The organism is Paenibacillus sp. NPDC057934, assembly GCF_042887565.1.
Classification (GTDB): Bacteria; Bacillota; Bacilli; order Paenibacillales; family Paenibacillaceae; genus Paenibacillus_AQ.
The window spans coordinates 498753-512192 of sequence record NZ_JBHVPB010000001.1 but is presented as its reverse complement, the minus strand read 5'-3'; the positions used below and the strand labels follow the sequence as shown (position 1 = coordinate 512192).

The following is a 13440-nucleotide window of genomic DNA, read 5'->3' as shown; positions in this document are numbered from 1 at the left end:
ATGATGGCGAGGAAAGGAAAAACATTTGCGGTATTAGCAATTATTGCGGTATCAGTCTTTGCGCTTGTATACTTTGGAATCACCCTTACCTCTAACTTGGGTAAATCCAAGACCGAAATCTCGGCGGAGGATGCCACGAAACGACTGGAGAAACTCTATAAAGATATTAAAGTAACCACTGCGCCACTGGTCAAAGGTCAAATCGATCTTGATCCTGTAGCCGTCGGCGACTCCCTACCTGATATCTCCAAATTCACGATTTCTGTTGAGCCTACAACCGACAACTTCGTTGAAATCTTCTCTTCTATAGAGAAATCCGGAACTGGCAAAGATGGATGGTTGAATGGTGTGGCTAAAGACTTCAATGATTCTAATACACTGGTAGACGGAAAGCCCGTTTCGGTCAAAATCCGCAATATCGCTTCAGGCACAGCTGCTGACTACATAAGATCCGGTAAATATGTGCCGGACGCCTATACCCCTTCCAATGAGCTGTGGGGAGAAATGGTTAAAGCCAGCGGCGTCCCTACCGAGCTTGTCGCCAAGCGTCTAATCGGGAACGTAACCGGCGTTGTAACCAACAAGAAGAAGTATGATGAGCTGGTGAACAAGTACGGGTCCCTCAATGTGAAAACCATTACAGATGCTATCGCTGACAATGAGCTGGCGATGGGATACACTGATCCCTTTGCCAGTTCCACCGGGCTAAACTTTCTGGTAACGGCTCTCTCCACCTTTGACAGTTCTGATCTGCTGGGGGATAAGGCTGTGCAAGGCTTCGAGAAATTTCAAGCCAATGTTCCCTTTATTGCCTCCACCACCCTGCAAATGCGCGAAGCCGCAAAGACCGGGAGACTCGATGCATTCGTGCTGGAATATCAGACTTATGTCAACACACCTGATTTAAAGAGCGGTTATGTATTTACTCCATTCGGCGTAAGACATGACAGCCCGCTGTACGCACTTGATAATTTGCCTAAGGAAAAGCGGGAGATCATTAAGAAATTCGCTGACTTTGTTGAACAGGCTAAATACCAAAAATCTGGAGCAGACAATGGATTTAACGGACTAAATGATTATGTTGCCGAGCTTGAGCCCGTTGATGGCAGTGTACTCTCGTCCGCCCAGAAGCTCTGGAAGGAAAAGAAAGACGGAAATACACCGATCGCAGCGGTATTTGTTGCCGATGTATCGGGAAGCATGGCCGGCGAACCACTCAATCGTCTGAAAGAGTCCTTGCTAAAAGGACAGAAATATTTAGGAAAAGACAACAGTATCGGCTTTGTCTCTTACTCCAGTGACGTTACGGTCAATCTTCCTATTGCAAAATACGATACCAATCAGCAGTCCATGTTCGTAGGCGCCATTAACAGTCTACAAGCTGCAGGAGGTACCGCTACGTTTGATGCCATGGTTGTGGCCATGAAGATGCTTCAAGATCAAGTCAAGGTTAACCCGGAGATCAAGCCGCTGATCTTTGTACTAAGTGACGGGGAGACCAACGAGGGTCATTCTCTAGATGATATTAGAGGCCTTATTGAGACTTATAAAATTCCGGTCTACACCATTGGCTACAATGCCAATATTAAAGCGCTGGAGAGCATATCCATCATTAATGAAGCTGCCAATATCAATGCAGATACAGATGACGTCGTGTACAAAATCGGCAATCTGCTCAATGTGCAAATGTAATTTTGTTATTAACCATTCACTTATAGGAGGATTGCCATGTCATTCACTATGGAAGTGCCAAGTGCAGAGAAATTGAAGTCAGTTATTGAAGAACAGGTAAAACCGGAGCCGGAAGAAGTCACACAACTGAAGGAACTCGCGATCAACAACGTCTCTTCCATTCTGGAACTGGACATTGATTCACTGGAGAAGCGAAGAGCCGTTCTGCAGTCCATTGACAGCTTCGGCATGGGAACGATGCGCTCCTCTTCCGATAAGAATGCCTTGCTGCAAGTAACCGTAGGCAATTTGTCCAAAACGGGCGATGAAGGCGGCGATGTTGCCAAAGGCTTAACGGAGCTGCAATTGCAGCTGAAGGATCTGGACCCGAGCGCTGTCGATTTTGCCAAAAGCGGGCTGCTAGGCAAGCTGTTCAATCCGCTACGCTCTTACTTTGCCAAATTCCAGAAGGCCGATGCCGTCATTTCCGATATTATTATTTCTCTGGATAAAGGCAAAACCGTTTTGCGTAACGACAATACAACCCTGGAGATTGAACAGCAGACCTTACGTGAGCTAACGAAAAGGTTGCAAAAAGAAATTCAGCTCGGCATTTTAATGGATCAAGAGATTGAAACACAGATCGAAGCTGCCAAGGTGCGCGGGGAGTCCGAAGACAAAATCCGTTTCATCACGGAAGAAGTCCTCTTCCCTCTCCGTCAGCGGGTGATGGATCTACAGCAAATGCTGGTGGTCAACCAGCAAGGCATTATGGCCATCGAAGTGGTCATCCGCAATAATAAAGAACTGATCCGTGGAGTGGACCGAGCCAGAAACGTTACCGTGTCCGCACTGAAAATTTCCGTTACGGTCGCCAGTGCCCTTTATAATCAAAGAATTGTTCTGAAAAAAATCGAACTGCTTAACCAGACCACTGACACGCTGATCAGTGGCACTTCCAGAATGCTTAAAGAGCAAGGCGCAGCCATTCACAAGCAGGCGCTGGAGACCAGCGTTTCTGCCGACACGCTTAAGCAGGCGTTCACAGACGTACTCTCTGCCCTGGACTCTATCAGCACTTACAAGCAGGACGCTCTCCCTAAGATGCGTGATACCATCGTCCAGTTCCGGGAACTGGCTGACAATGGGGAGAAGCAAATTCTGAAGTTGGAGAAGGGTAATCGGCTCGGGCTGTAAATAGCAGCCGATAGCTTGCATTAAAATATCCTTTCTAAAGAGCTCTTACGCTTATTAACAAACTTAGTTTAAGGTCGGAGAACGTGGTCGATACCACATAAGATTCTGCTTTATGGCTCTCTAGTTTCTAGCCTATAATTCCTAACTGCGGGGGTAACTTCCCATATCCTCAGCGGTTAGGATTTTTGCGTTGACTACAACTACATAGACATTCATATTTTGCTATAATAATTTTTATACTGATTCAATTAAAGGATGGGATACTTATGGAAGCTACCGTTTCCAAACGCTGGCTGCTGGCACGACTCTATGAACCCGAGCAGACCATTGTAGATTGTCGCTTCACACTAGGGAAACCGCAGGCAGGCAAAGAAAGTTATGAGCAGGAGCATATTCCAGGAGCGATCTATCTAGATCTGGAGCTGGACTTGTCGGCCCCTGTAACCGAGCATGGCGGACGTCACCCTCTCCCCGACCCACAAGCATTAGCTGCACGTCTAGCGAAGCTTGGTATCGGTAACACGACGCGCGTAGTCGCTTATGACGATGAGAGTGGCATGAACGCCGCCCGGCTTTGGTGGCTGCTGCGTTATTTGGGACATGAGCAAGTATTCATCCTGGAAGATGGCTTCAGCTCTTGGAAGGCCGAACGCTTCCCTGTCACGGATCATCAGCCAATTAGGATACCAAGCTCATTCGAGCCAAACGTACAATCACAGATGCTGGTGGGTGTCGATGAGGTACGCCAGGTGTCTGGAGACACGCTTACGAATATTGCAGATTCCGCCTCACCCCTTGCTCTTCCCGTACTAATCGATTCCCGTGCGCGGGAAAGATACTTAGGTCTTGAAGAAACCTTGGACAAGAAGGCCGGGCACATTCCTGGTGCCGTTAACTACTTCTGGAAAGAGACGCAGAATGAAGATGGCAGCCTCAAGAGCGCCGAAGAGTTGCAAGAACACTTTGCTAATCTGGACAAAGATGCAGAAATCATCGTCTACTGCGGCTCCGGCGTAACCGCCTGCCCGAATGTGCTGGCCTTGGAGAAAGCCGGGTATAAGAATGTGAAGTTATATGCGGGAAGCTGGAGTGATTGGATTAGTTATGAGGAGAATTTGGTGGCTACTGGGGACGAAAATTAGCGTTAAGCAGGTATAAAGGTTGTGTGTTAAAGTACATCGCCACATGTGGCGATGTACTTTTTTGCGTCATGCAGGGATGTATCGAAGTCAACAGAAAGTCAACGCTCACGCCTTGAAAACATTTTCTTTGAGTCCCTTATCTGCCCAAACCTTCACTTTGGTCTTGGCTATCTTAGGAGGTTGCCGCTTCATGTCAGAATAGCTTAAATAATTGAATTGCTAGTTCTAATAATACTTCTCAAGGGTTGCAACAAGTGAAGACGGAAGATCTATTTCTTCCTTAACAAAGCTGCCCCCGGGAATGTGAATACCTTTGGAGGACAAACGTTCGATTTGATCCGCCATACGAGCTGAAAAACCTGGGGCGAGAAGTTCGGGGTTTAGGGCAACAATGAACAGGCCTACACCAGGCGAGTGGCTCCCTTCCTCAAAGGATGGAGCATCAAGTGACCAGTTCGCACCTGTCGTACCTGCGGCGAGTATTTCAACCATGAGTGCGATATTGGCACCACGCGCACCCCCGAAAGCAAGTAAAGCCCCCTTAATCGCTTCACGCGAATCCATAGTGCTGTGCCCATTCTCATCGATGGCCCAGCCTTCAGGGATCATCTCACCACGCTCTGCCGCTTGCCGTATGTCGACAAAAGCCGTGGCACTGGACGCCTGATCGATGACCAAGGGAGCTCTGTTGTCGACAGGCGCAGCAAATGAGAATGGATTGGTACCATAAACAGCCTCCTTACTTTGTCCCGCAGCCATTAAGGCAGACCCATTAGTCGCAGCCAACGCTACCAATCCTTTACGGGCGAGACGTCTTACGTAATAGCCCAACTCTCCTGCCGTATAGCTGTTCTTTAACGCAAATACGGCTACACCATAAGTGTTCGCCCGTGTGTGCAATTCCTCGAATGCACGATCAAAACCAAATTGGGCGATACCACCCTTGGCATCGACCTGAATGAGAGTTGGTGCTGGAAAAAAGAGCGCAGGCTCTTCTGTGCTAGTAATGCGGCCATCCAAAAAGCCTTTCAGATAATCAGGAAGATGAGCAAATCCAACCGAACTACGACCGGAACATTCTGCAGCGATAGTTGCTTCTGCAAGAGAGAGTGCTACTGCTTTGCTTGCACCAGAAGCAACACACACACGAATAGCCAACTCTCTTGCGCTCTTAAGATCATATCGCATCGGCTATTACCCTGAAACTCGATATATTTTCTGCATTCTCGTTTCCTCTCAGCATTTCATCACGCTCCTGACTGAAATTTCTTCTTTCCGACTGAATCTAAGATTTTAATAATTATATCATGAAAAATAGTAGTAGTTCTTTAGAGAATGTCAGTTTCCGCCGAGTTTCACGGTTACATTCGCGGACAACCAGATGCAAAAGTTCCTTGAATATAGCACACGGTACATCTACTACTGGATTAGTTACTGTGAGAATCCGATTGCGACTGGGAAAGAATAAACATGAAGAGTCTGCGCATGGCACGGGCTTTCTGTGCTTAAGATATGGTGCACATCATTGTTATATCGTAGCTGTATTGCTACTGAATTTTCTGACAATAGCTTCGTACTTTTATCCTTGATCCGCTTGAACAATCAACTTGATCCTCTCCTCTGCTTGCTGCAGGAACAGCTCATCGCCAAAACTTCAAATCTATCGTATTATGGACAGGCGTGTTATTCCCTCAGATAACAGAAAGGAAATACTTCTAATGATTCTCTTCATTCACCGCAAGGATCTGCGGACTAACGATCTTCCGGCCTTTGAGGCCATGCGTTCTTCTGGTTCTTGCAACCTTCATGTGTTGATTCTGGAGCCTTTTCTACTGCGCAAACAACGCTATCTTGAGCATAGTGGGGTTAACTTCCTGACGCAGGTCTCAAGACTTCAGCAGGAGTACGGCTCTGAGGGCAAGCAGCTACATATTCTTTATGGCGAGCCTGATATTATTGTCAAGAGGGTAAGCGAAGCCTACCCCATTCAAGAATTGATGGTTCATGCCGATTACACTCCTTATGCACTACAAAGAGACATGAACCTGCGCGATACATCGGCTGCACTCGGTATCCGTTTCAAAATTTATCACGATAGCATGCTCTGCGATCTGGAAGATTTCATGGATTGGTGCGGGCGGCGAGAGCCCTTCAAGATATTCACACCGTTCTACCGCCGCTGGCGCAGCTACTTGGCAGAGCGGTTTTGTCCGTCCTATTCTTCGACCTTGTCTGAATTGTCAACTTCTACACTGGACGAGAGAATTGCTGAAGATTTCAAGATTCCTGAGGAGATTACACTCCAGATTGAAAAGCTAGCGCCTTCCGGAAAGAAGATAGATGTAAACGATACGCTTGAGCAATTTATAGACTTACATTTACGGGATTATCATGTGAGCCGTGACAGATACGCACAGGAGGGCACCAGCCGGATCAGCCGACACCTCAATACGGGTACCATTTCTGCACGTACTGTGTATAATCGGCTGGCGGATGAAGAAACCGGTGTGGAAGAATGGCTGCGACAGCTGGCCTGGCGGGATTTCTATCTGTATCAGGCCCGGCTCGATTCTGATTTCTTCTGCTATGAGAAGGTGTATGATTTAAGCACTCTGGGTACGAAATACTTTGAGGCCTGGTCTTCGGGAAGAACTGGCATTCCGGTAATCGATGCCGCCATGACCCAACTGAACACAACCGGCTGGATGCCGAACCGGCTGCGAATGATTACCGCAATGTTCCTTACCAAAAATCTGGGCTGTCCATTTATTTACGGGGAGCGTTACTTCCGGCTGAAGCTGAGCGATTATGATAATGTGCTGAACCGTGGCGGTTGGCTGTGGAGCTCTTCGCTCGGATTCGATGCCTCCCCTTACTTCAGGATCATGAATCCGGTAACCCAGTCCCAGACTCATGACCCGAGCGGAGATTATATACGCACCTGGATGCCGGAACTGGCAGATTTGTCCGATAAAGCTATCCACCTGCCTAGACCACATGCTATCGTTGATCTTAAGCAGTCACGGGCGCTGGCGATTGAGGTGTATAAAAAAATCCTGAACAGCAAAGGAGCGACGGTGCAACCTAATAGCGGAAATGAGCTATAACCTGCTTACGCTTCCCCGGTCTTCTTGCAATATCTCCAAAATTTCTGCTGTTCCTGCGGACAGTAGTTTTGTCTCCTCATGCACTATCCCGGATTTATCGCTACCCTCCAGACAACGGAGGGCTCGCACTGGGGAGAACCTGGTACAAAAATGCGAAGTTGTATGCGAGTAGCTGGTGTGACTAGATTTCCTATGAGAGGAATCCAATCACCCTTGGTGAAGAATAATGCAGTACAAGGGGCGGCTAGCCCCTACTCCTCTAGCTCATCCAGCTTCGCTTCCAGTTCAGCCAACTTGCGATTCGCTTGATCTAATATTTCCTGAAGCCCTGCGGCTTCTGCTCGTTTTACTTCTTTTTTGACTGTCTTAATCTGCTCTTCCAAATAGAGAATCTCGGCTTCATTTCCTGCGTTGTTCCACATTTGTGAATAAGTCATAGCCAGCTTCCTTTCTTCTCTGCACCATAAGTTTCAAGTCCACGATTCAAGCAACCTTCGGTCTCCATTTATCTAGAATAATCGATGCTACTGAAGCAGTCTATCTAATCAATACAAAACAAGGGTCATTTACTTCGCTCACTCAAATTGGATTGGAATGCGGCTTTTCGTCCAGTGCGACTAAGTTCAAGAGAATATCTCAAAATAATAGAATGGGAGATTGCTTATGACAACCTTTGCAGTACCTAAACTATATTTTGATGGTTCGGTTGTTGATGTGCTTTGGGATAATCATGAAGAGGCCATTCATTGATTTGAGATGTTTATGTTGTGGGAGGTAGGGCAAAAGGAGAACTGGAAGCCTGATCCAAGATGTACGCAGGGCAAAATGACACGAATGAATTGGGGGACTTGGCTAATCTCAAGTCTGTCGTCTGTAAGATTACCCCATCATTTTGCAGAACGCGGAACAGTGGTATCGTAACTATACGGGGATGGACCTGTGCGGCCAATTTGCTGGGTTGCTGAACGTGAAGATTTTTTCAACTATCATGCCTTTCTATCTGACAGCGGTATCGAAACCTCAGATATTGGCGGATTTATAATTAGAGGAATGGTCAGCTTTCATGCGTATGACCCCGACGGTAACCGTTTGAATTTCAGCAGCATGTAACTCAGGCGTATAGTAACATGAACATACAAAGAGAAGACCGATTAGCCCCTGCTCCTTTGCGGTTAATCGGTCTTTACTCTGTTTACATATGATTTGATATCCGTTGCAATAAGAAAGAACACCGCTGTAAGCCTGAATGGTTCCAGCGGTGTTTTTGTATACGTCAATATAAAGTAAATATAATAGTTTAAAATATATATATTGAAGCTAACAAAAATCTATAATAGACTAATTTCATATTTTTCAAACTTAAATATATAATATATATCCAAATAGGATTGTAGATAATCCTGATTTTTTATTATTGTATGAATCTAGAAAATCATTCAGTATCTAACTTGGGGGACAATCAGATGACTTTACTGCTCAAAAATCGGGGCACTATGCTACTTCTAATGTTTAACTTATTTTTAGTCTTTGCCGGTATTGGGCTGGTCATTCCTGTAATCCCTAAATACATAACGATGTTGGATGTTGGTGGAAGTACTGCCGGTTTGCTTGTCGCCTCTTTCGCGTTGACGCAGCTAATTTTCTCACCGCTGGCGGGACGGCTATCTGATTCCTTCGGACGCAAACGCATGATTGTGGCTGGAATGCTAGTCTTCGCCTGTGCTGAGGTAGTATTCGGTTTGGCCCATTCGACTCTTCTACTCTTTGTATCCCGGATGATGGGCGGCATTAGCGGAGCGCTTATCATGCCAGCCATTATGGCCTATGTGGCGGATATCACCACCCAGGAAAAACGTGCCAAGGGTATGGGCTTCATCAATGCTGCCATTACGACAGGCTATATCATTGGCCCCGGCTTCGGGGGTTATCTTGCCGAGTTCGGCCTTCGCGTGCCCTTCTATTGTGCTGAGATTGCCGGTTTGATCGCTGCGGTTATTACTACATTTGTACTGTCCGAATCGCTACCGTCCATTGCAAAAGACGATGAGAATAGCGATAAGGCAACATCTGATGTGCAGCCGAAAAGGAGCATACTCCAGCAGTTGCGTTTCGCTTACCGCGAGCCTTATTTTATCAGCTTGGTTATTGTGTTCGTGATGTCCTTCGGACTGGCCAACTATGAGACCGTATTCGGTCTGTTTGTTAATAATAAGTTCGGTTTTACGCCGATGGACATTGCCTTCATTTTTACATTCGCCTCTATTGGAGGTGCAGTGGTTCAATTAACGGCCTTCGGTTGGATTATACAGCGTTTTGGCGAGGTGTTGGTCATTAGAGTCTGCCTGATCGCTGCCGGATTGTTTGTTCTATTGACACTGCTCGTTCACCAGTACTGGCTGATCTTTGCCGTCACCTTTGTAGTCTTCCTGTCCATCAATATATTGCGCCCAGCGATCAGCACGCAAATGTCTATGTTTGCACAAGAGCAGCAAGGTTATGTGGCGGGGCTTAACTCCGCTTTTACCAGCCTCGGCAATATTATCGGTCCGATAGCAGCTGGGCTATTGTTTGATATGAATGTTAACTTCCCTTATGTGGTTGCCGGAATCATACTGTTCCTGAGCTTCGGGCTTATGCTACGTACAGGTAACAAGCGCGTACAACGTGTAGGCACTTAAGAGGAATAACGGACTTTCGAGCATGGCCGAAAGATATTGGCAGCTAAATTTATAAAGAAAGGATCATAGGGTATTCAACAGCCTAGAGGCGAAGGGAATGCCCTTTTTTCATAGCATTTTAATGATACATCAGTCCCTCTACTCACACGTTGTGTGGACAATGTACAAGGATGATCATAGTTACGTACATTATAAGCAATAACACAGCTTATTTAGCAAAAGATTCTCTCCAAAGAGGTGAACACGTGTGCCCATTAAAACGGGTGATCAATACATCGAACGAATCGACCGGCAAAACATTAATATCTGGTACAAAGGAGTGCAGATCGAGGGCCCTTTGTCGAAGCACCCTGCATTTCAAGGTCTCATACAAACTCAAGCCGAAATGTACAACATGCAGTGTGATGAGCAATTTTTAGCGCAGATGACCTATCCTTCACCAGAAACAGGAGAACCTGTTGGTCTATCTTTTCTCCCTCCTAAAAATGCTGAAGATCTGCAACGTCGACGAAAAATGATTGAACTCTGGTCCAACAGACATCACGGATTTTTAGGACGTTCCCCCGATTATATGAACACGGCTATCATGTCTCTGTTCACGGCTGCCGATATTCTTGAAGACCTAAATCCCAAATATGCTGAGAACCTCAGGAAATATTACGCCTACTGCCGGGATCATGACATTACCTTATCCCATGCATTCATCCAGCCTCAAGCAAGCAAAATATCCGGTCAAATTGATGCTACAGAGGATTCTATCGCCGCTAAAGTCGTAGAAATCAATGATGAAGGGATAATTGTAACTGGTGCTTTTATGATGGCAACACAAGGTGCTACATGCGATGAAATGCTTGTATTTCCAACGCCTTCACCATCATTTGTGGATGATGATAATCCATTTGCATTTGCTTTTGCCGTGCCTAATGATCTGCCTGGGATGACTTTTTTTTGCCGTGAAAGCTATGCAGCTTCATCAGTCTACGATCATCCGTTAAGTTCAAGATATGAAGAAATGGATACGCTTGTTATATTTGACCGCGTACTTGTTCCTCATGATCGTATATTTTATTACGGAGATGAAGTGTATTGTGCGCGATTGTTCGACGAGAGTCACTTCCATACTCATATGGCACACCAAATTATCACCCGCTATATTGCAAAAACTGAATTTTTTCTCGGTGTACTAGAGTCTTTGGCGGAAGAACAAAATGCTATCCTTGAGTCCTACAGTTTACAGCCCATTTCCAGAATAATAACATTTTTAGAAACATTCAAAGCGTTAAGACTGGCTTCTGAAATAGGGGCATCCCAAGACAAATTTGGATATCTCGTTCCAGATAAAGGTCCCCTTCTGGCATCAACCATTCACTTTTCAAAGTTTTATCCGGAGATGGTTGAAATGGTTCAACAGCTCAGTTCAAGCAGTCTCATCATGATCCCCTCCGAATCCGACTTCATTTCAAGTGCCGGTTCGTATCTCAGCCAGTATTTGAAGGGTAATGTCTCGGATGCCTGGTATCGAAATGCCTTATTCCGACTCGCCTGGGAACTGGGCGCGGGTGCGTTTGGTGGCCGGCAAACCCAGTTTGAGCGGTTATTTTTCGGGAATTCCCAAACGCTGGCCTGGCGTATGTTCAACAGCTATGATAATCACGAATACTTCCGTCAAATCATTCACGAGTTTATTGCACCTCAAGACCGTCGGACTGATTCAACAGGTGAATGAAGTTTCTAATGAAAAAGGAGCAACCCGGTGCTTAGCGCCCCAGATTGCTCCTTTTTTGCGTGCTTTTATACTTATAACTCCTAAGTAAGGGAATCTTGTGGTTCAATGAACGCTGCTCGGCTGCGGTGGGCAGCGCCTTAGCGACCATTATCTGCATCGACGTACTGAGGGCTTCGCGTTTAAGCGAACGACGATGAATTATAATTATTTAGCGTCAACGCTATTCCAGCGCAGCTTGCTTAGTTCAGGAAGCACAACACCCAGCAACACCACGACAACCCCAGCCCACTGAAGTCCGCTGACATGCTCATGAAGCACAAATGAGGACAGCAATACGGCAACCGGCAGCTCGGCAGCACCAAGAATCCCCGCCATGCCGCCCCCGATATGAGGAACACCTATCGCAAATAACACCGGTGGGATAAACGCTCCGAACAAACCAAGCAAGAAACCAAATAGCAGTAGCTGACTCCATAGCAACCCGTTAAACAGGAAGTACGGTGGGAATAAAATGAACAGCAGCAGCATGCCTCCGGTAACCATCCATGCACTTCGGTACGCTGGATGAACATTAGGAACAGCTTTACCACTGAATATAATAAACATGGAATAGCTCACTGCAGACAGAAGCCCCAACGTAAGACCCAGGACATTGAAACGAGCCTCGCCCTGATCCATAATCCCCGCTGCAAGCAGCGTTCCCCCGAACAGCAGCAGCAAGGTTAACAGTGTGACTTTATCAGGCCATTTGCGTTTGCTGACCGCTTGAATCAGTACGCTGATCCAAGTGAATTGAAACAGTAGAATGATTGCCAGGGAAGCCGGGATGTAACGCAGGGATTGATAGTACATCAGACCGGTTACGACCGTTGGCGCTCCAGCCAACATAAGCACTATTCTGTTTTTCCAAGATAATCCATTTCTAGTTACTGCTAAATTTCCACTCACTACACCTTGTCTGCTCTGTGTACGTTTTTCTCTAACCTTGGTGTAAAGCGCCAATAGCCAGGCAAGTATGCACCCCGTCAAGAGCTGCGTGCCGACCACTTCACCCAACTGGTACCCCTTATCATAAGCCAATACAACAATTGTTGATAATATACCGTAGCTCATAGCCCCCACTAGGACGGATATTAAATACTTCAAATCTTTCATTTTGCACCTCCACAATATTCCAAACCGCCTGACATAACACAAATAACCTAACTTCGTAATAAGGGAACTGAATACATTTCCTTATCATCGTAGTTAGGAAGAATAGGCTTCCTGTAGAAACCTCCGCCCTTGTGGCCTTTCTTGAATGCGGAGTTATACGAGAAATATGTGATTATTATCGTTATGACGACTTTTCATATGCTACACGGCAAGTAAACATATGTCAACCTTAAATACCAACTCTTCACTTATTACATCTTCATGTCGATAAATTTAGAATATACATGGAAAAGTATGGAGGAGAATATGAATACTAATCGTAGAACCGAACCTTTTCGATATACCCTTAAAGAGCCTTTTACATTTGATCTTCATATCCTTACTATTAACGGGCTATCGGTTCCTTCCAAGCCTGTAAGAGCTGTACTGTTTGACATCAGTCGTTCGGGCTGCCACCTATCCCTTCCCATTAATGTAAATCTAGAAAATAATTTAGTGCGCGTTGGCATGGAGATAGACCTTACAGTCGAACCTACGTACATAGAAGGTACAATGAAGTGGAATAAGGAACAGGACGGCAGTTTCCATTACGGCATCCAATTGGACATTCCTGAGTCCGACCGTGATCGTCTTCCAGCGGTGCTTCGTAAGTTAGCTGGCGAAGGCAAAATATTGGTGCGCTGACTTTTTAAAAAGGAGCACTCCTCAAAAGGTGAGTACGTGAATCCACCGAAAGGTAAGGCAACACCTTTGAGGGTGGATTC

Annotated in this window: 11 protein-coding genes and 1 riboswitch; of the genes, 8 read left to right on the top strand and 3 right to left on the bottom strand. The window is 46.0% G+C overall.

The features are described 5' to 3' along the window. Nucleotides 1–3 precede the first annotated feature (3 nt). From ACFVRY_RS02445 to ACFVRY_RS02435, 3 genes are all read left to right on the top strand, one after another. Nucleotides 4–1692: a vWA domain-containing protein gene (locus ACFVRY_RS02445; protein ID WP_387497731.1), complete on the top strand. Its 1689-nt coding sequence runs from the start codon at nucleotides 4–6 to the stop codon at nucleotides 1690–1692. 36 nt (nucleotides 1693–1728) lie between these two features. Then, nucleotides 1729–2868 carry a toxic anion resistance protein gene (locus tag ACFVRY_RS02440; protein WP_387496840.1) on the top strand — a complete coding sequence of 380 codons (1140 nt, stop codon included), beginning with the start codon at nucleotides 1729–1731 and terminating at the stop codon, nucleotides 2866–2868. Nucleotides 2869–3134: 266 nt separating this feature from the next. Next, on the top strand, nucleotides 3135–4010 hold the full coding sequence (locus ACFVRY_RS02435) for a sulfurtransferase (protein ID WP_387496837.1): 876 nt from the start codon (nucleotides 3135–3137) through the stop codon (nucleotides 4008–4010). 225 nt (nucleotides 4011–4235) lie between these two features. Here the strand turns inward: ACFVRY_RS02435 and ACFVRY_RS02430 are convergent, their stop codons facing one another. Continuing rightward, on the bottom strand, nucleotides 4236–5198 hold the full coding sequence (locus ACFVRY_RS02430) for an Ldh family oxidoreductase (RefSeq protein WP_387496834.1): 963 nt from the start codon (nucleotides 5196–5198) through the stop codon (nucleotides 4236–4238). A 530-nt stretch (nucleotides 5199–5728) separates the two neighbouring features. Here ACFVRY_RS02430 and ACFVRY_RS02425 point away from each other — a divergent pair. Next, a complete protein-coding gene (locus ACFVRY_RS02425; protein ID WP_387496831.1) occupies nucleotides 5729–7117 on the top strand; it encodes a cryptochrome/photolyase family protein in 1389 nt (462 codons plus the stop codon). Between the two features lie 251 nt (nucleotides 7118–7368). On the opposite strand, the gene ACFVRY_RS02420 is transcribed toward ACFVRY_RS02425, so the two are convergent. Continuing rightward, on the bottom strand, nucleotides 7369–7554 hold the full coding sequence (locus ACFVRY_RS02420) for a hypothetical protein (RefSeq protein ID WP_387496828.1): 186 nt from the start codon (nucleotides 7552–7554) through the stop codon (nucleotides 7369–7371). 325 nt (nucleotides 7555–7879) lie between these two features. Here ACFVRY_RS02420 and ACFVRY_RS02415 point away from each other — a divergent pair, with 325 nt between their 5' ends. From ACFVRY_RS02415 to ACFVRY_RS02405, 3 genes are all read left to right on the top strand, one after another. After that, the gene (locus ACFVRY_RS02415) at nucleotides 7880–8038 is read left to right on the top strand and encodes a hypothetical protein (protein WP_387496825.1); all 159 of its coding nucleotides are present in this window, start codon (nucleotides 7880–7882) and stop codon (nucleotides 8036–8038) included. Between the two features lie 542 nt (nucleotides 8039–8580). Then, a complete protein-coding gene (locus tag ACFVRY_RS02410; protein ID WP_387496822.1) occupies nucleotides 8581–9795 on the top strand; it encodes an MFS transporter in 1215 nt (404 codons plus the stop codon). A 247-nt stretch (nucleotides 9796–10042) separates the two neighbouring features. Then, nucleotides 10043–11521 (top strand): 4-hydroxyphenylacetate 3-hydroxylase family protein, encoded by a 1479-nt coding sequence (locus tag ACFVRY_RS02405; RefSeq protein ID WP_387496819.1) that lies wholly within the window; start codon nucleotides 10043–10045, stop codon nucleotides 11519–11521. Between the two features lie 204 nt (nucleotides 11522–11725). Here the strand turns inward: ACFVRY_RS02405 and ACFVRY_RS02400 are convergent, their stop codons facing one another. Then, nucleotides 11726–12676, bottom strand: coding sequence for an EamA family transporter (locus tag ACFVRY_RS02400; protein ID WP_387496817.1), 951 nt, complete (start codon nucleotides 12674–12676; stop codon nucleotides 11726–11728). Nucleotides 12677–12746: 70 nt separating this feature from the next. Beyond that, nucleotides 12747–12857: riboswitch (purine riboswitch) on the bottom strand. 125 nt (nucleotides 12858–12982) lie between these two features. On the opposite strand from ACFVRY_RS02400, the gene ACFVRY_RS02395 reads away from it, so the two are divergent. Then, nucleotides 12983–13360 carry a PilZ domain-containing protein gene (locus tag ACFVRY_RS02395; RefSeq protein WP_387496815.1) on the top strand — a complete coding sequence of 126 codons (378 nt, stop codon included), beginning with the start codon at nucleotides 12983–12985 and terminating at the stop codon, nucleotides 13358–13360. Nucleotides 13361–13440: the final 80 nt, after the last annotated feature.

Excerpts from the sequence above, each read along its gene's own strand:
- ACFVRY_RS02445 (WP_387497731.1), top strand. The coding sequence starts at position 4 with ATGGCGAGGAAAGGAAAAACATTTGCGGTATTAGCAATTATTGCGGTA.
- ACFVRY_RS02440 (WP_387496840.1), top strand. The coding sequence starts at position 1,729 with ATGTCATTCACTATGGAAGTGCCAAGTGCAGAGAAATTGAAGTCAGTT.
- ACFVRY_RS02435 (WP_387496837.1), top strand. The coding sequence starts at position 3,135 with ATGGAAGCTACCGTTTCCAAACGCTGGCTGCTGGCACGACTCTATGAA.
- ACFVRY_RS02430 (WP_387496834.1), bottom strand. The coding sequence starts at position 5,198 with ATGCGATATGATCTTAAGAGCGCAAGAGAGTTGGCTATTCGTGTGTGT.
- ACFVRY_RS02425 (WP_387496831.1), top strand. The coding sequence starts at position 5,729 with ATGATTCTCTTCATTCACCGCAAGGATCTGCGGACTAACGATCTTCCG.
- ACFVRY_RS02420 (WP_387496828.1), bottom strand. The coding sequence starts at position 7,554 with ATGACTTATTCACAAATGTGGAACAACGCAGGAAATGAAGCCGAGATT.
- ACFVRY_RS02415 (WP_387496825.1), top strand. The coding sequence starts at position 7,880 with ATGTTGTGGGAGGTAGGGCAAAAGGAGAACTGGAAGCCTGATCCAAGA.
- ACFVRY_RS02410 (WP_387496822.1), top strand. The coding sequence starts at position 8,581 with ATGACTTTACTGCTCAAAAATCGGGGCACTATGCTACTTCTAATGTTT.
- ACFVRY_RS02400 (WP_387496817.1), bottom strand. The coding sequence starts at position 12,676 with ATGAAAGATTTGAAGTATTTAATATCCGTCCTAGTGGGGGCTATGAGC.
- ACFVRY_RS02395 (WP_387496815.1), top strand. The coding sequence starts at position 12,983 with ATGAATACTAATCGTAGAACCGAACCTTTTCGATATACCCTTAAAGAG.